This window comes from Saccharibacillus sp. WB 17 (assembly GCF_008634075.2).
Classification (GTDB): Bacteria; Bacillota; Bacilli; order Paenibacillales; family Paenibacillaceae; genus Saccharibacillus; species Saccharibacillus brassicae.
Genome location: NZ_VPFK02000010.1, coordinates 20,137 through 39,985, shown reverse-complemented (window position 1 = coordinate 39,985; position 19,849 = coordinate 20,137). Strand labels below are relative to the sequence as shown.

Here is a 19,849-nt window from a genome sequence, read left to right as displayed (position 1 = left end):
CCTATTCCTCCGAAACCTGAACCTTGAGCGTGGCTTTGACGTCCTTGTGCAGCTTGATCGGAATCTGGATCATGCCCAGCGTCCGGATCGGCTCGTCGAGCTCGATCTTGCGCTTGTCGACTTTGAAGCCCTGCTTGGACAGCGCTTCGCCGATCTGCTTGCTCGTGATGGCGCCGAACAGACGGCCGCCTTCGCCGGATTTAGCGTTGATCTGCACAGTAACGGCTTCCAGCTTTTTGCCGAGTTCGACCGCTTCCTGCTTTTCTTCTTCCTTGCGCTTTTCTTCGGCCGCATGCTGGTTCTCCAGCGTCTTGACGTTGCCCTGCGTAGCCGGCTTCGCCGTTCCGTTCTTGAACAGGAAGTTCTGTGCGTAACCTTCCGATACTTCCTTCACGTCGCCTTTTTTGCCTTGCCCTTTTACGTCTTTGAGAAAAATAACCTTCATTCGAATAGCCCCTCTTCCTTTTCAATATCTTCAAGCACGGCAAACAGCTTTTTCTCCGCTTCCTGCGGGGAAATGTCGAGCTGCACCGCCGCGTTGGTCAAGTGCCCGCCGCCGCCGAGGCGTTCCATCACGACCTGAACGTTGATCTTGCCGAACGAACGGGCACTGATGGCCGTCAGGCCGTCGGGACGGCTGCCGATGACGAACGACGCGTTCACGTCCGTCATGTTGAGCAGCGTATCGGCCGCCTGGGCGATCAGCAGCTGCGGAAACTGACGGCCTCCGTCCGTGACCGCAATCGCGACGCCGCCCATGACGACGCGGGCGTTTTTGATAATTTCAGCTTTCGAGATGTACTCGCCCAAATCCTCTTTCAGCATGCGCTGAACGAGAATCGTATCGGCTCCGCTGCGGCGCAGGAAGCCTGCGGCTTCGAACGTGCGGGAACCGGTATGCAGCGTAAAATGTTTGGTATCCATCGTGATGCCGGCCAGCAGCGTAGTCGCTTCGAGCGGCGTCAGCGTCATGTTGTCGTGAATGTACTGCAGCAGTTCGGTCACCAGCTCGCTGGCGGAAGACGCGTACGGCTCCAGGTAGACGATCACCGCTTCGTTGATAAATTCTTCGCTGCGGCGATGATGGTCGATCACGACGACCTGCTTCGCCCGCTGCACGAGCTTCGGCTCGATCGTCAGCGACTGCTTGTGCGTGTCGACGACGACGAGCAGCGTGCGCTCGGTCATGAGCGCAAGCGCCTCCTCCGGCGTGGCGAAGCGATCCGCCAGCGTCAGGTCGGCGCGAATGCGCTCCATCATCTTCGTGATGGACGGGTTATCCCCGTCCAGAACGATGCTCGCTTCCACTTCGAGCCGGTCGGCCGCTTTGAGCATGCCGATCGCGGCGCCGATCACGTCCATGTCCGGATTCTGGTGACCCATAATCAGGACCCGGTCGCTGCGCTTCATGAGGTCGCGCAGCGCATGCGCGATAACGCGCGCCCGGACGCGGGTCCGTTTCTCGACGGCGTTGGACCGGCCGCCGTAGAACGACAGGCGCTGTCCGGCTTTGACCGCGGCCTGATCGCCGCCGCGGCCGAGCGCCATGTCGAGACTGGACTGCGCCAGCGCGCCGAGCTCGCTGATCTTCTCGCTGCCGCACGCCAGACCGATGCTCAGCGTCATCGGCACTTTCAGGTCGCTCGTCGCTTCGCGCACTTCGTCGAGAATGACGAAGCGGCTGTGCTCCAGCTTCTCCAGCGACGCCTGGTTGAGCAGCATCATGTAGCGTTCGCTGGACAACCGGCGCAAATACACTTCGTACTGCCGCGCCCAGCCGTTGATCAGGCTGGTCGCTCGGGCGATCGTCAGCGTGCGCTGCTGATCGTCCATGCCCTGAAACGCTTCTTCGAGATTGTCGAGCACCAGAATGCCCAGCGCCAGGCTTTCCTTCTCGTAACGCTCCCGCAGTTCGGCCATTTCGGTCATTTTCTGGAGGTAGACGAGACGTTCTTCCGGATAGACCCGGACGTCGTACGTATCCGGTCCGACTTCGATCTCCGCCTGGACCAGCTGCAGCGGCTCTTTGGAACCGTCTTTTCGTTCGCGGGTCAACGCGGGCAGCCCTGGCAGCAGTTCCGACAGCGGAAGGCCGACGGCCGTCTCCAGGTTGAACAGCTGCGCGAACTGGCGGTTATGCCATTCCACGGCCCGATCGGTATCGTACAGCAGCAGGCCGAACGGCAGACGGTGCGTAATCTCGCCCTCGATGCTGTTCACGCGGTAAGAGAGCGCGGACGTGTATTCGGCAAGTTCTTGCCTGAATTTCAGCTCGGCCCGCAGCATGACGAACACGACGACGAATACGAGGCACAGCGACAGCAGGCCGAGCGGCCAGTTGTAGACCGTGACGAAGATCGTCAGCGCAAGCAGCAGGAGAAGCGCCCAGACGGTTCGATAACCGTACCAGCGTTTCAGCAAAAAATTTGGCATCGTTTCCTCACCCTATCGTCTAGGTCTCGTAATGAACTCGCGCAGCGGGAACGCCAAGTCGATAATTCCGATGATGCGCATCGGAGGGAAAACGACCGTAACGATTGCTAACAGAATGGAAATTACCCGATGCCACTTCTTGACGTGTCCGAGGAAGAACCAGAAGCCGATTGCCTGCACGATGAAGCAGAACTGGAGCAGCGGAAGCAGGTTGACGGCGGCGGTTCTCCAGAAGCCGTCTCCCTGGTTGTACGTAATCAGATCCACGATCAGGACGATAAAATAGTAAAAGATGAGCGAGCGCGGAAGTTTCCATTCATGCGCGGGCCGGAGTTTCGGCACGGCCGCGCCCATCGAAGCCAGCGTCGGACGCACGATCGAATGGGTGACGACCGCCAGCACGAACGAACTGACGGTCATGCCGAGCGGAATCATCATGACGGTCTGGTCGGCCAGCGCGAAGATGAAGTCCGGGTCCCATTGGCCGCTCAACACGGGATTCATCTCGGCTACGGCCAACAGCGGATCGAACGTCTGATGCACGAAGTCGCTCACGTAATCGGACAGGTTGAAGCCGAGTACGAGCTTGGCGCCGGCCAGCAGAATCAGCAGCATGCCGAGCAGCGAGCCCATTCCGTAGATGATCGTCTGCAGCGCGGGCGCGCGCTTCTTGTACTGATGCCCCATCACGATGCCGGGCACGAGGAAATATGCGGCCAGGATCAGCGTGTAGGGCGCGAGCGAACCCGAGATAACGCCCAAAATCGCCAATACGGGCACGACATGGAGCCAAAATACGTTGACACGCAAAGAGGCGTAGAGCACAGCCACCGGAACGACCATCACCAGCAGCGTGATCGCGGACAGCGGCGTTAACAGCGACAGCAGGACAAGCAGGTACAGGATCGCCCACATCGCCGAAGATAAACGCAATTTCAAGTAGATTCACCTCTTGTGCGGATACGAATACCGTTTCCCGAACGGGCGGCATGCGAAATTCCTTATGATCGAAAGTTTGACATTCATTATAGCATATTCGCGGCGCGCGCCGATACCGGGCTCCCGGGACGCGGCGTTAACGGTTCTGCGCGGCGCTGTTATGCTTGGCTACGAAGCTTGCGCAGTATTCGATGATCTGGCTGCGGCGGACGATGCCGATAAAACGGCCGCGGTCGTCGACGACCGGCACGAAGTTTTGCGTTTTGGACAAATTGATCAGATCGGCCATGTCCGATTCGATCGAGACGGGCTTATTGTTCATGCGCAGCGGCACTTCCTTCAACGTAAAACGTGAAGCGTTCTCAAAAGTGATGCGGCCCTCCGAATGCTTCATATGCCAGAGGATATCTCCTTCGGTCACGGTACCGGCGTATTCGCCTTCCTTGTCGATGATCGGAATGGCGGTATAGCGGTGATGTTCCATGCGTTCAATAACCTGACGAAGCGTCGCATCGATCGAGACGAACGCAACCTCATGCTTCGGCAGCAGGAAAAAAGCAATATTCATAACGGATTTCTCCTTCTCTATTGTTGAACTCGGCGGCAAATGAATATTCTCCTGTTCATCACCCCGAAAACGGCAGCCTTAATCGTGCCGGATTCCGGTTTGCCGGTCCGCCTTTCTATTATAGCGTAAAGTGGGTGCGGAAAGTAAAAATCAGCGGTTCCGGAAGCGGCCGCTGATGCAGGAATTTCGATTTGCGATTGGGGGTCTTTGCCGCGGACAGGCCGCGGATTACACGAGTTTGAGCCAGGACGCGGCGCGCTCCGCGAACGAGCCGGAGCGCGCATAGCCGTAGTCGAGCAGACGGCCGGCGGCCTGGAAACTTTTCTCCCGGCTCTCCGCGCCCATGATGACCACGATCAACCGCTGGTCGCCCCGCTGCGCCGTGCCGGCCAGCGAATAACCGTCTTTGTCCGAGCCGTAAGCCTTCAGCCCGTCCATTCCGCGGTAGGCATGCGGACCGGCGAAGTCCGGCAGCATCGCGTTCCGGTTCGTCAGGTAGATGCCGCGCGAGCGGATCTCCGTCTGCGTCACCGAAGACATCCGCAGCATCTCCGGATGCGACTGAATCAGCTCCCGGCACATCACCGCCGCGTCTTTGGCCGTGATCCGGCTGCCGCCCGGAAGTTCTTGCGCATCCGCGCCCGCTGTTCCCGCCCGGTCGGGCTTGAACAGCGTCGAAGCGGACAGGCCGATCCGGTGCGCTTTCTCGTTCATCATCCAGGCAAACGAAGCTTCCGAACCGGCCGTATACCGGGCCAACGCCTGTCCGGCTTCGCCGGAAGACGACACCGCGAGTCCCATGAACAGTTCGTTCAGCGGGATTTTGTCGTCGGCGCGCAGCATCAGCCCGGCATCCGACCGGCTGCCGCGGCCGCTCGAGACTTGCACGGCCTGCTCTTTGCCGCCGACGCGGACGGAATCTTCCCAATCGACCCGCCCGCTGCGGACGGCGTCGAGGATCAGCCACTGCGTCATCAGCTGCGACATGCCGGCAGCAGGCAGCGCCCGGTCGCCTTCCACCTGCCACAGCACTTTCCCTGTCCGCGCATCGATCAGAACGGCGGCTGCCGCTTCGACTTTGGGACGTCCGGCCAGCAGCTGCTGGGGAATCAGCAGCAGTGCAGCGACCAGCACGACAAGTATGCCTTTTTTCCAAATTCCACCGCTCATGACCCGATCCGCTCCCCTCATTACTTCTATAGACGTACGAAAACGGAATTTAGTCTGCAAAAATCAAAAATTACCCGAATTTTTCGAAAACGACGCTTTTTTCGCGTAATGTTCCCGTTTCGATTAACCGATTCGCACGCCAAACGCACTCAACCAGAGAGAAGCCGGCGGTGGAAAAAAGCGCAAAAAAGCCGATATTCGAGCGAAATGCTCGAATATCGACCGGGATTGAGAATGCGTACCCGACGCCGAAGCGGTCAGGCCGAAAGCTCAGGCAAAGTGGCAGGCCACGAAATGTTCGTTGCCCATATTGCGGTACTCCGGCACCTGCTCTTTGCAAATATCCGAAGCGATCGGGCAGCGGGTGTGGAACTTGCAGCCGGACGGCGGGTTCGCCGGGCTCGGAATGTCGCCCTGCAGCACGATGCGTTCACGTTTGAGTGTCGGGTCCGGCACCGGAATGGCGGACATGAGCGCTTTGGTGTACGGATGCAGCGGATTGCTGAACAGTTCGTCCGTCGGCGCCATTTCCATCATCGTGCCGAGGTACATAACGCCCACCCGGTTGCACAAATGCTCGACCACGCTGAGATCGTGGGAGATGAACAGGTACGTCAGCTGCTTCTCGCGCTGCAGATCGCTCATCAGGTTGATGATCTGCGCCTGGATCGATACGTCGAGCGCGGAGACCGGCTCGTCGGCGACGATGAATTCCGGGTCCATGATCAGCGCGCGGGCAATCCCAATCCGCTGACGCTGTCCGCCCGAAAATTCGTGCGGGAACCGGTCGTAATGGTAATCGGCCAGTCCGCAAATCTTCATCGTCTCGATGACGCGTTCCTTGATGTCCTGGCGGCTGGCGAGGCCGTGATCCAGCAGCGCTTCGCCGATCGCGTCGCCGACTTTGATCCGCGGATTCAGCGAGCTGAACGGGTCCTGGAACACGATCTGCATCTTGGTACGCATATGGCGCAGCTCGGACTTGGACAGCTTGTGCAGGTCCCGGCCTTCAAAGTGAACGCTGCCGTCCGTTTTGTCGTTGAGGCGCAGCAGCGTGCGGCCGATCGTGCTTTTGCCGCAGCCGGACTCGCCGACGAGGCCGAACGATTCGCCTTTGTTGATCGTGAAGGATACGCCGTCGACGGCTTTGACGTCGCCGACCCGGCGCTGGAACACGCCGCCCGTGATCGGGAAGTACTTTTTCAGGTTCTCGACCTGAACGAGGGGTTGGCCGTGTCCGCTGTTAGGTTCTTGCTTCGACTGAACCGGCGTTTTGCTCATTGCGCTGTCCCTCCTCTTCGTACAGCCAGCAGGCCGTCTTGTGTCCGTCCGCATGCGCGCGCAGAGGCGGAGTCTTGACTTTGCAGATCTCCATGCAGAATTCGCAGCGGTCGTGGAAATGGCAGTTGTCTCCGAGATCGACCGGGTTCGGCACCTGGCCCGGAATCGAATACAGCCGCTCCTGGCGCTGGTTGATGATCGGCTTGGCTTTGAGCAGGCCCTGCGTGTACGGATGCTTCGGTTCCCGGAACAGTTCCAGTACCGACGCTTCTTCGATCACTTTGCCGGCGTACATGACGACGACGAAGTCGGCCATTTCGGCCACGACGCCGAGGTCGTGCGTGATCATCATGATCGCGGTGTTCATCTTGCCTTTGATATCGCGCATCAAGTCGAGAATCTGGGCCTGGATCGTCACGTCGAGCGCCGTGGTCGGCTCGTCGGCGATCAGCAGCTTCGGATTGCAGCTCAGCGCGATCGCGATCATGATCCGCTGGCGCATGCCGCCGCTCAGTTCGTGCGGATACGAATCGTAGATTTTCTCGGGACGCGGAATGCCGACCATCGTAATCAGTTCGATCGCGCGCGCCTTCGCTTCTTTGTGGGACATCGTCAAATGGTGCAGCAGCGGTTCGGAGATCTGCTTGCCGATCGTGAAGACCGGGTTCAGGGAAGACATCGGCTCCTGGAAGATCATCGCGATGTCGTTGCCCCGCAGACGGCTCATTTCCTTTTTGCTGAGCTTGAGCAGGTCTTTGCCCTCGAACAGGATCTCGCCGCCAACGATTTTGCCCGGAGGCGATTCGATCAGCTGCATCAAGGACATGGCCGTCACGCTTTTGCCGCAGCCGGACTCGCCGACGACGCAGAGCGTCTCGCCTTCGCGAATGGAAAAACTGACGTCGTTAACCGCTTTGACGGTGCCCGCGGACGTTTTAAAATGGGTCTCGAGGTTTCGGAATGCGACTAGTTCTTTGGCCATTTCGTCTCTCCTACTTTTTCAGTATGGGACTGCTTATCTATTTTTCATTTTCGGATCGAGCGCGTCACGCAGACCGTCGCCGATCAGGTTGATTGCCGTAACGGTCACGAGGATGCAGATGCCGGGAGGAATCCACGTCCACGGTCTTTTGCGGAATTCGATCAGGCTGTTCGCCGCGGTAATCATGTTGCCCCACGACGGTGTAGGCGGAACGACCCCGAGGCCGAGGAAGCTGAGCGCCGATTCGGTCAGGATCGCTCCGGCGACGCCGAGCGTCGCGGAGACGATGATGATCGGCACGGTGTTCGGAAGCAGATGCCGGAAAATTTTCCGGTTGTCGCGCAGGCCCAACGCTTCGGTCGCCTGCATGAACTCCTGCTCGCGCAGCGTCAGAATCTGGCTTCGCACGAGGCGGGCCAGGCCGACCCAGCCGAGCAGGCCGATGATCAGCATCAGGAAGTAAATCCGCTGACCCGGGTCGACCTTGAGGTCGGACAGGATCGCGCCGAGCGTAATCAGGATCGGCAGCGTCGGCAGGGCGAGGAAGATATCGGCGATCCGCATGATGATCGTATCGGCGTATCTTCTATAGAAGCCCGCAACCGCGCCGAGCGTGGCGCCGATCGCCACGGAGATCGCCGTTGCAACGAGGCCGACCGTCAGCGAGATTCGTCCGGCCAGCATGACGCGCAGCAGGATGTCGCGGCCGAGCTTGTCGGTACCGAGCCAATACGAAGCGTTCGGCGCCTGGTTTTTGTTGCGGACGTTCGTCTGGTTCAGCTCGTACGGCGAGAACAACGGCCCGACAAAACAAAGCAGGAACATCAGAACGAGAATGAACAATCCGATCAGAGCCAATTTATTTTTGGAAAACCGCCGGATCGCGATTTTCCAGGGAGATTCGGGTTTGACGATTTTGAGCTGCTCCTGAAGCTGCTCCATGCGATTTTGCGGCTGTTCCACTTTCAATCTCCTCCTACTTTAGACGAATTCTCGGGTCGGCAACCCCGTACAGGATATCGGAAATCAGGTTCCCGAGAAGCGTCAATACCGCCAGGAACATCGTGAATCCAAGCATCAGCGGATAATCTCGCAGGTTGATCGAAGCCAGATAAATCTGACCGATACCCGGCCAGGTGAAGACGCGTTCGAGGATCATCGCGCCGCCGAACAAGGCAGGCAGTTCGAATCCGAGCAGGGTGATCGCAGGAAGCAGGGCATTGCGGAAAGCGTGCTTGAAAATAACCGTGCGTTCTTTGAGACCTTTGGCGCGCGCGGTACGGATATAATCCTGGCGCACGACTTCGAGCATGCCGGTGCGGAAATAACGGGTCAATCCGCCTATGCTCAGCGTCGTCATCACCGCTACGGGAAGTACCATATGGCCAGCAACGTCTTTGATGTAAGCCCAACCGCTGGCATTCAATCCGGCCGTTGTCATCCCACCGGTCGGAAATAATTTCAAATCGAGAGCGAAATATTTGATGGCCAGCAGCCCGATGAAGAACGAAGGCAGCGACATCAGCAGGAACACGAGCAGGGTCACGACTTTATCGAAAAACGAATACTGGAATTGCGCAGAGAAAACACCGACGAAAGCGGCGATGACCCAACTCAGGATCAACGTAACGAAAGCGATAATGAACGAGTTCCATACATACGTATTGATGACTTCGGTAACGGGCATCTTATGCTGGAACGAATCCCCCAGGTTGCCGGTCAACATATTTTTGGCCCAAATGAAATATTGCTGTACGGCCGGTTTGTCCAGTCCGTAAATAGCCCGCAGCTGTTCCGCGCGTTCGGCGGACATGTTCGGATTCTGGGATGCGGTGATATAGTCTCCCGGAACCATCTGTGAAATGGCAAAAACAATGATCGATATACCGATCAAAGTCGGGATCATCTGCAGCAGCCGCCGGATGATGTACTGACTCATTGACTCGTCTCCTTCTGGCATATAAATCGATATGCCCAGCTCTCTTGAGCTGAGCATATCGGATGTCCAAATATCGGCCTGGGCCGTCGCTGATTACTGGGCGATTTCGACTTGGTTCAAGCTGTGTTGGTATTCCTTGTAAGGAGTAACGTCCCAGCCGTCGAGTCTGCCGTTGATGGCCAGCATGTTCGTTCTTTGGTACATCAGGATTTCAGGAGCGTCTTCGTTGATCGTTTGGTAAGCTTCGGCGTAGATCGCTTTGCGCTTCTCGAGATCCAGCTCTTTTTTGCCTTTTGCGTACAGTTCGTCTACGGCCGGATTCGAATAGCCGGAGTTGTTCTGCGCGCCGTCCGTGATATACACGGTCGTGTCCGGGTCCGGAGTCAGGCCCCAGGCGGCGAAGAACATATCGTAGTCGCCTTTGTCTTTTTTCTCCATGATGGCGTTGAAGTCGAGCGTTTCGGTGACGAGCTTGATGCCCAGCGCTTCATAGTTTTCCGTCATGATCGGGATCAGCGCGTCAACGACCGGGTTGTCTGCCGTTGCGGAGAAGTTGATCTCAAATTTCTTGCCGTCTTTTTCGCGGATGCCGTCGGCCCCTACGGTCCAACCGGCTTCGTCGAGCATCGATTTCGCTTTTTCCGGATCGTAGTCGTACGCTTCGATGCCGTCGGCCGTGTAAGCCCACGAAACGTCGGATTGCGGGATGTTGATGACTTCGGCATAAGGACCGTAAGCCGCTTCGACGACTTCGGCGCGGTTCAGACCGAAAGTCAGCGCCTGACGCACGGCTTTGTCGGAGAACAGCGGGTTTTTGTTGTTCATCGCCACGTAGCCGTAACCGTTGTTTTTCAATACGTTGACGTCCAGGAAGCCCATGCTTTTCAGTTCTTCGACGTTGTCTTCGTTAACGGTTACGTTATCGAGATCCGTCTCGCCGGACTGCAGCATCGCCATGTTCGTCGTATCGGTCGTTACTTTGTAGATCAGGTTCGGGATTTTGGCTTTGTCTCCGTAGTAGTTCTCGTTCGCCTGCAGATCCACTTCCTGACCTGCCGTGTACTTCGTCAGCTTGTAAGGACCGGATCCCATCGGCTTGTTGTTGAGCTGCTTGACGCTGCTCAGGTCGCCCTGTTTGTAGCCGGCTCCGTAGTAAGCTTCGGACATCGGCGCTATTGCGCCGAGGTTGATCTGCGTCATCGCGTCGTAATCGCTGACCGTAACGGATACCGTTTTGTCGTCGATGACTTTGATGCCGGAGATTTCCTTGGCTGTGCCCGCGTTGTATTCTTTGGCGCCCACGACGTTCCAGCTCAGCGGATCGGATTGTCCGTCATAGCTCGAATCCATGTACATTTTCATCGTGAACAGGTAATCGTTGGCCGTTACCGGAGTGCCGTCGCTGTATTTCGCGTCGCGGATATGGAACGTATATGTTTTGTTGTCGTCGGAAATTTCGATTTCTTCGGCCAGGTCGTTCTCGTACGTGCCGTCAGCTTTGATTTTGATCATGGAAGAGAAGATTGTATCGTCGATCGCTACGTCGTACGCCGTCTGTTGGAACAGCGGGTTGAATACGCCCTGCGGCGCTACCGTTCCCAGGATGGCCGAATCGGTACGGGCCAATGCGGGAGCCGGGTTCATGCTCATGTCTTCCGCTTCCGTCAGGCCGATCGCGCTTTCGCCGCCTTCCGCAGGTTCGGTTCCGGTCTCGCCTGTCTCTCCGGCGTTATCGGCCGGTGCCGTTGCTTCCGTACCGTTGTCTGCGGGTGCTGCCGCTTCTTCTCCACCGCCGCAAGCAGCCAAAATGGAACCGAAGGCCATAATCGTCACGAGCATCAAAGATAATCTCTTTTTCATGTAGATCCCCCTAATCGAAGTTTAAAAGCTGTAAAAGCTATGAAAATAATCGGAAATCGCGAAGCGCTCTGATTATTTCGTACTAACCTTTGACGACGGGTGACAAGCGGACCGTAACTGCTTTTCTCTGGCGCCAAGTCGGCAGCCTGCCGGAAGATCACTCGTTCGCGGCAGGGACGCCTTAGCATAAATGTATAAAACATCTACGGGCCTTTACATTTAACCTTTGGTCGATTCAAAACCGCACCAGGGCTTGCTTTAGCGCTTATCCTTAATGAACCAACGGTAAATTTAATGTAAATACTACGTGTAAAATATACTCACGTCAACCCTTTTTTTGCGGTAAAAACCCTTTTTCTCCGATATTTTAAAGTTTAATCTGCATCTTTTCTCTCTTTTGTGCATAAAAACACGGATAAATGTACACGAATGAAACCTTTTCGAAACATTCATGCAAGCAAAATTCCTTTTCATGTTAGGTAAACTAACAAATAAGTACGATGCCAGAAAAGATTTGAGGAAGAAGACCGTAAAATAGGGAGTTTTTTCATTTTAGCATACTGCTGGAAAAAGAATAGTCTTTTTTGTCACGGTTCGGTGGCAGGCAGCGGCTGTACGGGTAGAGGCTTTTTAGTTTTCCTTCTATTATAAGAACGTTTCGATATTTGTACAGCTTTTTTTGTCGCGGTAAACGATCTGTCCAAACGCAAAAAAAAGAGACGAGCGGCAAAGGCCGATCGTCTCTTGGGTATTGATCCTATTCTGTCGTGTAAGGCAGCAGGGCTACCTGACGCGAACGTTTGATGGCAACAGTCAGCATGCGCTGGTATTTCGCGCTTGTGCCTGTTACACGACGAGGCAAGATTTTGCCGCGCTCGCTAATAAATTTACGGAGCAGGTCCGTATCTTTATAGTCGATGAAAGTGATCTTATTTACAGTGAAATAGCACACTTTACGACGCTTGTTGCGGCCACGACGGCCGCCGCTAGGACGTCTTTCGCCGTCTCCGGCATCACGTTGTCTAAAGCTCATTGTATTCAGTCCTTTCTGTTGTTAGAATGGCAGGTCGTCATCCGAAATATCGATCGGTCTTCCGTCATCGGAAAAAGGATCCTGATTGTTGCTGCTGCCGCCTCCACGAGGAGCTTGGCTGCCGCCGCCGCGATTTCCGCCGCCTCCGCCACCACCGTAAGATGGTTCGGGACGATTTCCGCCGCCGCTAGTGCTGCTGCCACTATTGCCGCCTCCATTGGAAGACGACTCTTCGCGGCCCGATCCGCCGCCGCCTTCGCGGTTCGGCGATTCCAGAAAACGGACATTATCGGCAATAACTTCGGTTACGTATACACGTTTGCCTTCGTTATTCTCGTAGTTCCGTACTTGAATACGGCCTTCCACCGCCGTCAGGCGTCCCTTACGCAAGTAGTTTGCGCAGGTCTCCGCCAGTTGGCGCCAGGTGACTACCGGAATGAAGTCCGCTTCGCGTTCTCCACCCTGGCTCGTAAACGGACGGTCGACTGCAATCGTAAACTGGGTTACGGCAACGCCCGCAGGCGTGTACCGCAGCTCAGGGTCACGTGTCAGCCGGCCGATCAAAATGACTCGGTTCAACATCTCGGTCCCCTCCTTATGCCGGTGGAGCCCAGGCCCTGCGGCAGCGAATCCGCTCTGCAGGACTTCAGGCTCTCAGTTCGACGATTACTTCGTTGGTACTGCGGTAATGAGATAGCGGATGACATCATCGGAAATTTTCATGATGCGTTCAAGTTCGAGAATAACTTCCGGCGCTGCCGTAAAGTTAGTCAGAACGTAGAATCCATCACGGAATTTCTTGATCTCATACGCGAGGCGGCGTTTACCCATAGCATCGTGCTTGGTAATTTCGCCGTTACCGTCAGTGATAACGCCAGAAAATTTATTGATAGCAGCGTCTACCGCTTCTTGTTCAACGTCTGGACGAATGATGTACATCACTTCATAGTTACGCATATGTTTCACCTCCTTTTGGTCTAAGGCCCCCAATCGGGTTGGGAGCAAGGAACGGGCTGTAAGCCCGGACCGTATTATTATACCAGACTACTCTGCCGCAAGCAACAGAAACTTCCAGCCCGTAAAAACAAAAAAACGACCCATGGTCGTTAGTCTGAGTAAAATATGGCGGAGAGGGTGGGATTCGAACCCACGCACGCTTTGACACGCCTAACTGATTTCGAGTCAGCCCCCTTGGGCCTCTTGGGTACCTCTCCACGAAGCAAGTTTCACAACAAGATTTATTATATAGTAAGCTTCGCATGAAATCAAGCGCTTTACCGATTTTTCCGAAAACTATTTTAAAAGTATTTGAAAAGCATTTGATGGGAGTCAAAAAAGCCCGGAATGCCGCGGCCGTTCCGACGAGCGAAGCGGCCATGCGGCGTTCCGGACCTGGGCCCCAGGCCGGCGCGCGGTCCGCGCACCGTTATTCCTGCCGTTCTTCCGCTTCGGCGGATCTCAGCACTTTCTTCATGTTCTTCTCGAACTTCGCGCGCGGGATCAGGACGCTGTGCTGGCAGCCGGTACATTTGATCCGGATGTCCATGCCCATGCGAATGATCTCCATTTCGTTGCTGCCGCACGGGTGCGGCTTTTTCATCTGTACGATGTCCCCCAGAGCGAATACTTTGCGTTCCAACCGGACCCCCCCTTTTCCTTACTGCGCCGAATGCGGTTTGTCTTCCGTGTTCGGCGTTTTCTCCGCATCCGTCTTCTCGGACTCCGGTTTGCCCGGTCCTTCCGGATTTTGCCGGACAGGCGCCGGTGCCGCTTCCGCTCTGGATGCTTCTTCCGGCTTGGCTTTGGCTTCTTCTTCCGTATGCGCTTTGCGCTCGGATTCTTCGGCCAGCGCCTGCTTGAGCGCATCGTCGCGTTCCATGGCCCGCTTGATCTCTCCGCGGATCATGCTCTCGACCTCCGCCTGGGCATTCGGCGAACAGCTGACCGAGATGCGCAGCGTGTACTCGCCCGTCGTCATCGCCTGCACCCCGAGAATGTTCGGCGGCGCCAATACTTTGGCGTTTTTGTCATGCACCTTTTCCAGCGAACGGGCTACCAGGTGGGTCGCTTCGTCCAGCGGACGTTCCGCGCTCATCGGAATATCGATGACCGCTTTGGCGTCGGCGAGCGAGAAGTTCGTCACGTTCGTAATGATGCCGTTCGGGATGACGTACACTTCCCCGTTCCAGTTGCGCAGTCGCGTCGTCCGCAGGCCGATCACTTCGACCGTGCCTTTGAACGTCGTGATCTGCACGACGTCCCCGACTGCGAACTGATCTTCGAACACGATGAAGAATCCGGTAATGACGTCTTTGACGAGGCTTTGCGCGCCGAAGCCGATTGCGAGGCCGATCACCCCGGCCCCGGCGATCAGCGGAGCCAGATTGTAGCCGAGCTCCGAGATGATAAGCAGCATCATCATGAAGTTGAGCACGATGACCACCATGTTTTTCAGCAGCTTGCCGATCGTCACGAACCGTCTTGGCTTGACGCGGAACTTGCTGTCGCCGGCGTCTTCTTTTTGCCGCAGCAGCGCCCGGTCGATGATCTTGTACGTCAGGCGGATCGCGATCTGCGCCAGCAGAATGATCAGCACGATGCGCAGCGCCGTATCGGCCAGGCCGATCCAGGTCGCGGCATCCGTCAGCTTGTTCCACAGTCCTTCGGTGAACGACACCGCTTTTTGGACCGAATCGATCGGCGTGCTGGGCTCTTCCGGCACGGCGTTAGCGTCGTTCGTGCCGGTGTCGGTCGTACCTCCTGCTGCCGCTGCCGCGGCCGTTAAGACATTCAAAAATCCATAGCTCATTTCACAGCTCTCCTTTCTGACACCGCGCCCGGAGAACATCCCCTTATCACGTAGAAGGGTGTCTTCCGGGCGCGGGCATTTCATTCGAGTCGATTTACACCTGTCGGTCGTATCCCGCGCCGTTTTTGCGGAAGATGCCGCGAATCTCGACATGCTCCCGCCGGACGACGGCAAGTACCGGTTCCAGCCCGGATTCGGCAAAAGACAAGCTCATCGCGCAGCCGGCCGTAATCTCTCCGGGCGTCGGAATGAGTTCGAAGCCGATCTGCTGTTCTTCAAGCAGCATCTCGGCGCGCAGCGCCTGCTGGGAAGAATCGAACGCCATCACAAGCAGCTTCCCGGTCACCGCGACCCCTCCCGGCGCGCCAGTTCGACCGCTTCTTTTTCTTCCGGAGACAGCGTATACGTCGAAGCGCCCTGCTCAAGCGGCTTGGCGTACACGTAGGAGCTGTCCCGGTTGTGCAGGCCGCTGATGACGATGCCGTTGTCCAGCTCGTCGAGCAGCGCGAACGAGAAGCTGAGATCGCTCCCCTGATCGGAAAAAGCATTGTAGCGCTTCATGCCGAGCTTCGTCTTGGCCATCCGCTGCCGCTGCTCGATCATTGTCATCGCGCGGCGCTGCTTCTCCTGCTCGTCTTCCACCGAATCGGTCTGCATTTTCAAATTCAGCAGCAGCGATTCCAGATCTTCCACGCCCGCGCCCGCCATCATGCGTTCGTAACGCTTGCGCAGCCGGCTCACTTTGACGGACTGGGCCAACACGATGATCAGAAGGAGGATAACCAATACCGCCAGAACGGCCACGACCCCAAATAATTGTTGCGCAATCAACTCATTCAATTCTGCCATGCTTCGACTCTTTCCCTTCTGTCGCTTGTCTAGTGGAAGTTTGTAAAATCGGCGCTTGCGGCTTCCGTCGAACATACGCGCAGGAGGGTGCATTTTCGGTATTTACCCGATTTGACCGCACCCTACACGGCCGCTCCTACAAGCGGAACATCCGCTTGGCGGCGCTCCCCCCGCTTCGCAAGAGCCGTCTTTTACAAAATTCCCGGTGGATCAACGGGAAACGGAGCGCGCGATTTCCCGAACGGCCTGCGCCAGTGCTTCCGTCTCTGTCCCGGTCGTATCGAACCCTACGCTGCTGCGGACCGCCCCGCCGTCGATCGTCTTGGCCGCCCGATGCGCAAGCGGCGTGCAATGATACCCGGCGCGCACGGCAATGCCGTATTCGCGATCCAGCCGAAAAGCGATTTCGGCGGAATCGATCCCCTGCAGCGTGAAGGAGACGATGCCTGTCCTCGGTTCGCCCAGCTTGGGCCCGAGCAAAGACAGTCCTTCTATGGCGGACAAATGTCCTATTAACTCCTGCGTCAATTCCCATTCCCTGCGCCCGATAACGGACGGCCCTTCCGCCAGCACATGCCGGACTCCCGCTCCCAATCCGGCGATGCCGACCGTGTTGGGCGTGCCCGCTTCGTAGCGGTCGGGACGCACCGAAGGCTGGTCGGCTTCTTCGGATTGGCTGCCTGTTCCGCCGTGGATCAGCGGCAGAAGGTCGATCGACGGATGGATGTACAACCCGCCGGTGCCCTGCGGACCGAGCAGCCCTTTGTGCCCGGGAAAAGCCAGCAGGTCGATCCCGAGGCGGCCGACGTCGATATCGAGTACACCCGCGCTCTGCGCGGCGTCGACCAGCAGTAAGGCTCCGCGGCTGCGCGCGATCTCGGCGATGTCCGCGACAGGAAGAATGCTTCCGAGCAGATTCGAGCTGTGATTGCATACGATCAGCCGCGTGTTTGCCCGGCAGAGCGCCGACAGCCCGTCCAGATCGATCCGCCCCGCTTCGTCCGCCGGTACGTAATCGACCTGCACACCGTGTTCCCGCCGCATGTACTCCAGCGGACGGCGCACGGAATTGTGCTCGGTCATCGTGGAGATGACGTGGTCGCCCGGACGCAGCAGTCCTTTGATCGCCTGGTTGAGCGCCGCCGTCGTATTCGGCATGAAGACGATATCGCTCGGATTCGGCACGCCGAACAGCCGGCCGAGCAGCATGCGCGTGCGTACGAGCACCCGGCCGGCCGAGACCGCCATGCGATGGCCGCCCCGTCCCGGGTTGGCCGCTTCTTCGCGCATCGAATGCTCCATGGCCGCAAGCACGGAAGCCGGCTTCGGCCAGGAAGTCGCCGCATGATCCAGATAGATCACCGGCTTGTCGGTCTGTTCCATGTTCGGCTTCCCTCCCTTCCGTGTATTCCGTATATAATGAAGGAATTTTTTCGCGGATCGAATCCGTTCTTCGCATCAACGCGGATTGTATGGCGGCGGCTTCTGGCCGTGGACTTTATTGCAGCAGATCAAGCAGCCGCTGCAAATCCTGCTGGTCGTAATAGCTCAGTTCGATCTTGCCTTTTTCTTTGCTGCCCGGTTTGATCTTGACCGTCGTCTTGAAATGTTCGCGCAGCGAATCTTCCACGTCGGCGATGTACGGATCACGCTTTTTCGTTTTGTTTTTCACCGCGCTGCCGGCTTTCGTGCCGAGTTCCTGCACCGCTTCTTCCAGCTCCCGCACGCTCCAGCCTTCGCGTATCGCTTTTTCGGCAAGCTCGATTTGGAACGCCGGATTTTTGAGGCCGACGATCGCTTTCGCATGGCCCATCGAGAGCGTTCCACGTGAAACATGCTCTTTCACTTCGTCCGGCAGCGACAGCAGCCGCAGAAAGTTCGCGATATGCGAACGGGACTTGCCGACTTTGGCTGACAATTCTTCCTGCGTCATTTTGAACTCGTCCATCAGCGACTGGTAGGCGACCGCGATCTCCATCGCGTTCAGGTTTTCGCGCTGCACGTTCTCGATCAGCGCGATCTCCATCACCTGCTGATCGCTAAACTCGCGCACGACAGCCGGAATACGGCTTTTGCCCGCCAGCGCCGAAGCGCGCGTCCGGCGTTCGCCGGCGATGATCTCGTAGCCCCTGAGCACGTTGCGCACGATGATCGGCTGGATCACGCCGTGCTGGCGGATCGATTCGGCCAGTTCGCGCAGCCCGTCTTCGTCGAAGTGATGCCGCGGCTGATAAGGGTTGGCGCGCAGCCGGTCCAGCGGAATATCGACGATCGGGTCGTTTTCCCCTACCGATAACGAAGGGATAAGCGCATCCAGCCCGCGGCCGAGCCCTTTGCCGATTCTTTTATTCATTGATCAACACTTCCTCTGCCAGCTCCATATAGTGCGCCGCTCCCTTGGACCGGGGATCGTAGGTCATGATGGTCTGGCCGTGCGAAGGCGCTTCGCTCAGACGCACGTTGCGCGGAATGATCGTCTCGTACACTTTGTCCTGAAAATACTTCTTCACTTCTTCGATGACCTGCAGGCCGAGATTGGTCCGCGCGTCGAGCATCGTCAGCAGCACGCCTTCGATCTGGAGCTGCGTATTGAGATGCTTCTGCACGAGGCGCACCGTGTTGAGCAGTTGGCTCAAGCCTTCCAGCGCGTAATATTCGCATTGGATCGGAATCAGGACCGAGTCGGCGGCCGTCAGCGAGTTGATCGTCAGGATGCCCAGTGAGGGCGGACAATCGATGATGACGTAATCGTAGTCCTGTCTGACCGCATGGATACTTTTCTTGAGCCGAAGTTCCCGCGAGACGATCGGCACCAGCTCGATCTCCGCGCCGGCGAGTTGAATCGTGGCGGGAATAACGTCGAGCCCTGCGATCGGCGTAGGCACGATCACTTCCCGGGGATCGGCTTCGTTGATCAGAATATCGTAGATGCACCGTTCCACGTCGGCTTTGTTGATGCCGACTCCGCTTGTCGTGTTGCCCTGCGGATCGATATCGATCAGCAGCACGCGCTTGCCCAGCTTGGCCAGGCCCGCGCTCAGATTGACGGACGTCGTCGTCTTGCCGACTCCGCCTTTCTGGTTGGCGATTGCTATGATTTTGGACAATCGGATTCACCTCGGTTGGCATTTGATTTCCGCAATCAGGTCGGCTTCGGAATCCGAATCACGATTTCGTAGTGATCCCCCTGGTCGGCTTCCGTCGTGCGAATATCCAGGCCCGATCCGGATACCATGTCGATCGACTGACGGATCGTGTTCAGCGCAAGCCGCACGTCTTTGGTGTAGGAGACACGCCTGGACTTTTTGACCGGCACGGCTTCTTTGTAAAAAGCGACCCGGGCTTCCGTCTGTTTCACGCTTAGCTCTTTGTCGACGATTTCTTTCAGCAGCTTGAGCTGAAGTTCGCCGCTGCCGAGCGGCAGCAGCGCGCGGGCATGGCGTTCCGTAATTTTGCGCTCCATCAGCGCCAGCTTGACCGGCTCCGGCAGCTGCAGCAGGCGCAGCTTGTTGGCGATCGTCGACTGGCTTTTGCCGAGACGCTGGGCCAGGCTCTCCTGGGTCAGCTGATGCAGCTCGATCAGCTTCTCGTAGGCGGCCGCTTCCTCGATCGCCGTCAGCCCTTCGCGCTGCAAATTTTCGATCAGCGCGATCGAAGCCGTCTGCGAATCGTTGAACTCGCGCACGATCGCCGGAACGGCCGGAAGGCCAAGCTTCCGTACGGCGCGCCAGCGCCGTTCACCGGCGATGATCTCGTACTTGCCGCCGCGCAGGCGAACGACGATCGGCTGAATGACGCCATGCGTTCGAATCGTCTGGCACAGCTCTTCGATCTTGGCTTCGTCGAAGATCGTTCGCGGCTGGTAAGGACTGCTCACGATCTCGTCGATCGGGATCTGTTTGACTTCGTCTCCGGCCGAACGTTCCGTCAGCCCGAATAACCTGGAAAATTGCTCTTTCATTCCGAACATGACCACCCATTCCGGG

Annotated in this window: 21 protein-coding genes and 1 tRNA gene; all 22 read right to left on the bottom strand. The window is 57.3% G+C overall.

Annotated elements, in window-relative coordinates; genetic code table 11:
* Nucleotide 1: 1 nt before the first annotated feature.
* On the bottom strand, nt 2-445 hold the full coding sequence (gene rplI / locus FTE24_RS02910; protein ID WP_141447788.1) for a 50S ribosomal protein L9: 444 nt from the start codon (nt 443-445) through the stop codon (nt 2-4).
* Nucleotides 442-2,433: a DHH family phosphoesterase gene (locus FTE24_RS02905; protein WP_150234396.1), complete on the bottom strand. Its 1,992-nt coding sequence runs from the start codon at nt 2,431-2,433 to the stop codon at nt 442-444. The genes rplI and FTE24_RS02905 overlap by 4 nt, the downstream gene beginning before the upstream one ends.
* 12 nt (nt 2,434-2,445) lie before the next feature.
* The gene (locus FTE24_RS02900; protein ID WP_150234398.1) at nt 2,446-3,372 is read right to left on the bottom strand and encodes a DUF2232 domain-containing protein; all 927 of its coding nucleotides are present in this window, start codon (nt 3,370-3,372) and stop codon (nt 2,446-2,448) included.
* Nucleotides 3,373-3,508: 136 nt separating this feature from the next.
* Entirely contained in the window at nt 3,509-3,940 is a 432-nt protein-coding gene (locus FTE24_RS02895; RefSeq protein WP_150234400.1) for a CBS domain-containing protein, read from the bottom strand.
* 228 nt (nt 3,941-4,168) lie between these two features.
* The gene (locus FTE24_RS02890) at nt 4,169-5,110 is read right to left on the bottom strand and encodes a D-alanyl-D-alanine carboxypeptidase family protein (protein WP_160441624.1); all 942 of its coding nucleotides are present in this window, start codon (nt 5,108-5,110) and stop codon (nt 4,169-4,171) included.
* A gap of 270 nt (nt 5,111-5,380) precedes the next feature.
* The gene (locus FTE24_RS02885; protein WP_150234405.1) at nt 5,381-6,391 is read right to left on the bottom strand and encodes an ABC transporter ATP-binding protein; all 1,011 of its coding nucleotides are present in this window, start codon (nt 6,389-6,391) and stop codon (nt 5,381-5,383) included.
* The gene (locus FTE24_RS02880; RefSeq protein ID WP_150234407.1) at nt 6,354-7,373 is read right to left on the bottom strand and encodes an ABC transporter ATP-binding protein; all 1,020 of its coding nucleotides are present in this window, start codon (nt 7,371-7,373) and stop codon (nt 6,354-6,356) included. Before FTE24_RS02880 ends, FTE24_RS02885 begins: the two co-directional genes overlap by 38 nt.
* 33 nt (nt 7,374-7,406) lie before the next feature.
* Complete coding sequence (gene opp4C, locus FTE24_RS02875) at nt 7,407-8,315, bottom strand: oligopeptide ABC transporter permease (RefSeq protein WP_150234471.1); 909 nt, start codon at nt 8,313-8,315, stop codon at nt 7,407-7,409.
* A gap of 34 nt (nt 8,316-8,349) precedes the next feature.
* Nucleotides 8,350-9,312 carry an ABC transporter permease gene (locus FTE24_RS02870; protein ID WP_141447795.1) on the bottom strand — a complete coding sequence of 321 codons (963 nt, stop codon included), beginning with the start codon at nt 9,310-9,312 and terminating at the stop codon, nt 8,350-8,352.
* A gap of 93 nt (nt 9,313-9,405) precedes the next feature.
* Nucleotides 9,406-11,172: an ABC transporter substrate-binding protein gene (locus FTE24_RS02865; protein WP_150234408.1), complete on the bottom strand. Its 1,767-nt coding sequence runs from the start codon at nt 11,170-11,172 to the stop codon at nt 9,406-9,408.
* Between the two features lie 757 nt (nt 11,173-11,929).
* The gene (gene rpsR, locus FTE24_RS02860) at nt 11,930-12,205 is read right to left on the bottom strand and encodes a 30S ribosomal protein S18 (RefSeq protein ID WP_018976953.1); all 276 of its coding nucleotides are present in this window, start codon (nt 12,203-12,205) and stop codon (nt 11,930-11,932) included.
* 21 nt (nt 12,206-12,226) lie between these two features.
* A complete protein-coding gene (gene ssb, locus FTE24_RS02855; protein ID WP_150234410.1) occupies nt 12,227-12,787 on the bottom strand; it encodes a single-stranded DNA-binding protein in 561 nt (186 codons plus the stop codon).
* Between the two features lie 84 nt (nt 12,788-12,871).
* Nucleotides 12,872-13,162 (bottom strand): 30S ribosomal protein S6, encoded by a 291-nt coding sequence (gene rpsF, locus FTE24_RS02850; RefSeq protein WP_141447798.1) that lies wholly within the window; start codon nt 13,160-13,162, stop codon nt 12,872-12,874.
* Between the two features lie 166 nt (nt 13,163-13,328).
* Nucleotides 13,329-13,419, bottom strand: a tRNA-Ser gene (locus tag FTE24_RS02845).
* Nucleotides 13,420-13,631: 212 nt separating this feature from the next.
* Nucleotides 13,632-13,844 carry a DUF951 domain-containing protein gene (locus tag FTE24_RS02840; RefSeq protein ID WP_141447799.1) on the bottom strand — a complete coding sequence of 71 codons (213 nt, stop codon included), beginning with the start codon at nt 13,842-13,844 and terminating at the stop codon, nt 13,632-13,634.
* Nucleotides 13,845-13,862: 18 nt separating this feature from the next.
* Complete coding sequence (locus tag FTE24_RS02835) at nt 13,863-15,014, bottom strand: mechanosensitive ion channel family protein (protein WP_150234412.1); 1,152 nt, start codon at nt 15,012-15,014, stop codon at nt 13,863-13,865.
* Nucleotides 15,015-15,108: 94 nt separating this feature from the next.
* Nucleotides 15,109-15,339, bottom strand: a complete 231-nt coding sequence (locus tag FTE24_RS02830; RefSeq protein WP_170315144.1) for a DUF3343 domain-containing protein — start codon at nt 15,337-15,339, stop codon at nt 15,109-15,111.
* Nucleotides 15,340-15,356: 17 nt separating this feature from the next.
* Nucleotides 15,357-15,863 (bottom strand): DUF4446 family protein, encoded by a 507-nt coding sequence (locus FTE24_RS02825; protein ID WP_150234414.1) that lies wholly within the window; start codon nt 15,861-15,863, stop codon nt 15,357-15,359.
* Nucleotides 15,864-16,073: 210 nt separating this feature from the next.
* Nucleotides 16,074-17,246, bottom strand: a complete 1,173-nt coding sequence (locus FTE24_RS02820) for an aminotransferase class V-fold PLP-dependent enzyme (protein WP_150234416.1) — start codon at nt 17,244-17,246, stop codon at nt 16,074-16,076.
* Between the two features lie 115 nt (nt 17,247-17,361).
* On the bottom strand, nt 17,362-18,204 hold the full coding sequence (locus tag FTE24_RS02815; RefSeq protein ID WP_150234473.1) for a ParB/RepB/Spo0J family partition protein: 843 nt from the start codon (nt 18,202-18,204) through the stop codon (nt 17,362-17,364).
* 4 nt (nt 18,205-18,208) lie between these two features.
* Entirely contained in the window at nt 18,209-18,970 is a 762-nt protein-coding gene (locus FTE24_RS02810; RefSeq protein ID WP_150234418.1) for a ParA family protein, read from the bottom strand.
* A 35-nt stretch (nt 18,971-19,005) separates the two neighbouring features.
* Nucleotides 19,006-19,824, bottom strand: coding sequence for a nucleoid occlusion protein (noc, locus tag FTE24_RS02805; protein WP_150234420.1), 819 nt, complete (start codon nt 19,822-19,824; stop codon nt 19,006-19,008).
* Nucleotides 19,825-19,849 lie beyond the last annotated feature (25 nt).

What these genes read in the sequence shown, in the direction of transcription:
- rplI (WP_141447788.1), bottom strand. Translation starts at nt 445, where the DNA reads ATGAAGGTTATTTTTCTCAAAGACGTAAAAGGGCAAGGCAAAAAAGGC.
- FTE24_RS02905 (WP_150234396.1), bottom strand. Translation starts at nt 2,433, where the DNA reads ATGCCAAATTTTTTGCTGAAACGCTGGTACGGTTATCGAACCGTCTGG.
- FTE24_RS02895 (WP_150234400.1), bottom strand. Translation starts at nt 3,940, where the DNA reads ATGAATATTGCTTTTTTCCTGCTGCCGAAGCATGAGGTTGCGTTCGTC.
- FTE24_RS02890 (WP_160441624.1), bottom strand. Translation starts at nt 5,110, where the DNA reads ATGAGCGGTGGAATTTGGAAAAAAGGCATACTTGTCGTGCTGGTCGCT.
- FTE24_RS02885 (WP_150234405.1), bottom strand. Translation starts at nt 6,391, where the DNA reads ATGAGCAAAACGCCGGTTCAGTCGAAGCAAGAACCTAACAGCGGACAC.
- FTE24_RS02880 (WP_150234407.1), bottom strand. Translation starts at nt 7,373, where the DNA reads ATGGCCAAAGAACTAGTCGCATTCCGAAACCTCGAGACCCATTTTAAA.
- opp4C (WP_150234471.1), bottom strand. Translation starts at nt 8,315, where the DNA reads ATGGAGCAGCTTCAGGAGCAGCTCAAAATCGTCAAACCCGAATCTCCC.
- FTE24_RS02870 (WP_141447795.1), bottom strand. Translation starts at nt 9,312, where the DNA reads ATGAGTCAGTACATCATCCGGCGGCTGCTGCAGATGATCCCGACTTTG.
- FTE24_RS02865 (WP_150234408.1), bottom strand. Translation starts at nt 11,172, where the DNA reads ATGAAAAAGAGATTATCTTTGATGCTCGTGACGATTATGGCCTTCGGT.
- rpsR (WP_018976953.1), bottom strand. Translation starts at nt 12,205, where the DNA reads ATGAGCTTTAGACAACGTGATGCCGGAGACGGCGAAAGACGTCCTAGC.
- ssb (WP_150234410.1), bottom strand. Translation starts at nt 12,787, where the DNA reads ATGTTGAACCGAGTCATTTTGATCGGCCGGCTGACACGTGACCCTGAG.
- rpsF (WP_141447798.1), bottom strand. Translation starts at nt 13,162, where the DNA reads ATGCGTAACTATGAAGTGATGTACATCATTCGTCCAGACGTTGAACAA.
- FTE24_RS02835 (WP_150234412.1), bottom strand. Translation starts at nt 15,014, where the DNA reads ATGAGCTATGGATTTTTGAATGTCTTAACGGCCGCGGCAGCGGCAGCA.
- FTE24_RS02830 (WP_170315144.1), bottom strand. Translation starts at nt 15,339, where the DNA reads ATGGCGTTCGATTCTTCCCAGCAGGCGCTGCGCGCCGAGATGCTGCTT.
- FTE24_RS02825 (WP_150234414.1), bottom strand. Translation starts at nt 15,863, where the DNA reads ATGGCAGAATTGAATGAGTTGATTGCGCAACAATTATTTGGGGTCGTG.
- FTE24_RS02820 (WP_150234416.1), bottom strand. Translation starts at nt 17,246, where the DNA reads ATGGAACAGACCGACAAGCCGGTGATCTATCTGGATCATGCGGCGACT.
- noc (WP_150234420.1), bottom strand. Translation starts at nt 19,824, where the DNA reads ATGAAAGAGCAATTTTCCAGGTTATTCGGGCTGACGGAACGTTCGGCC.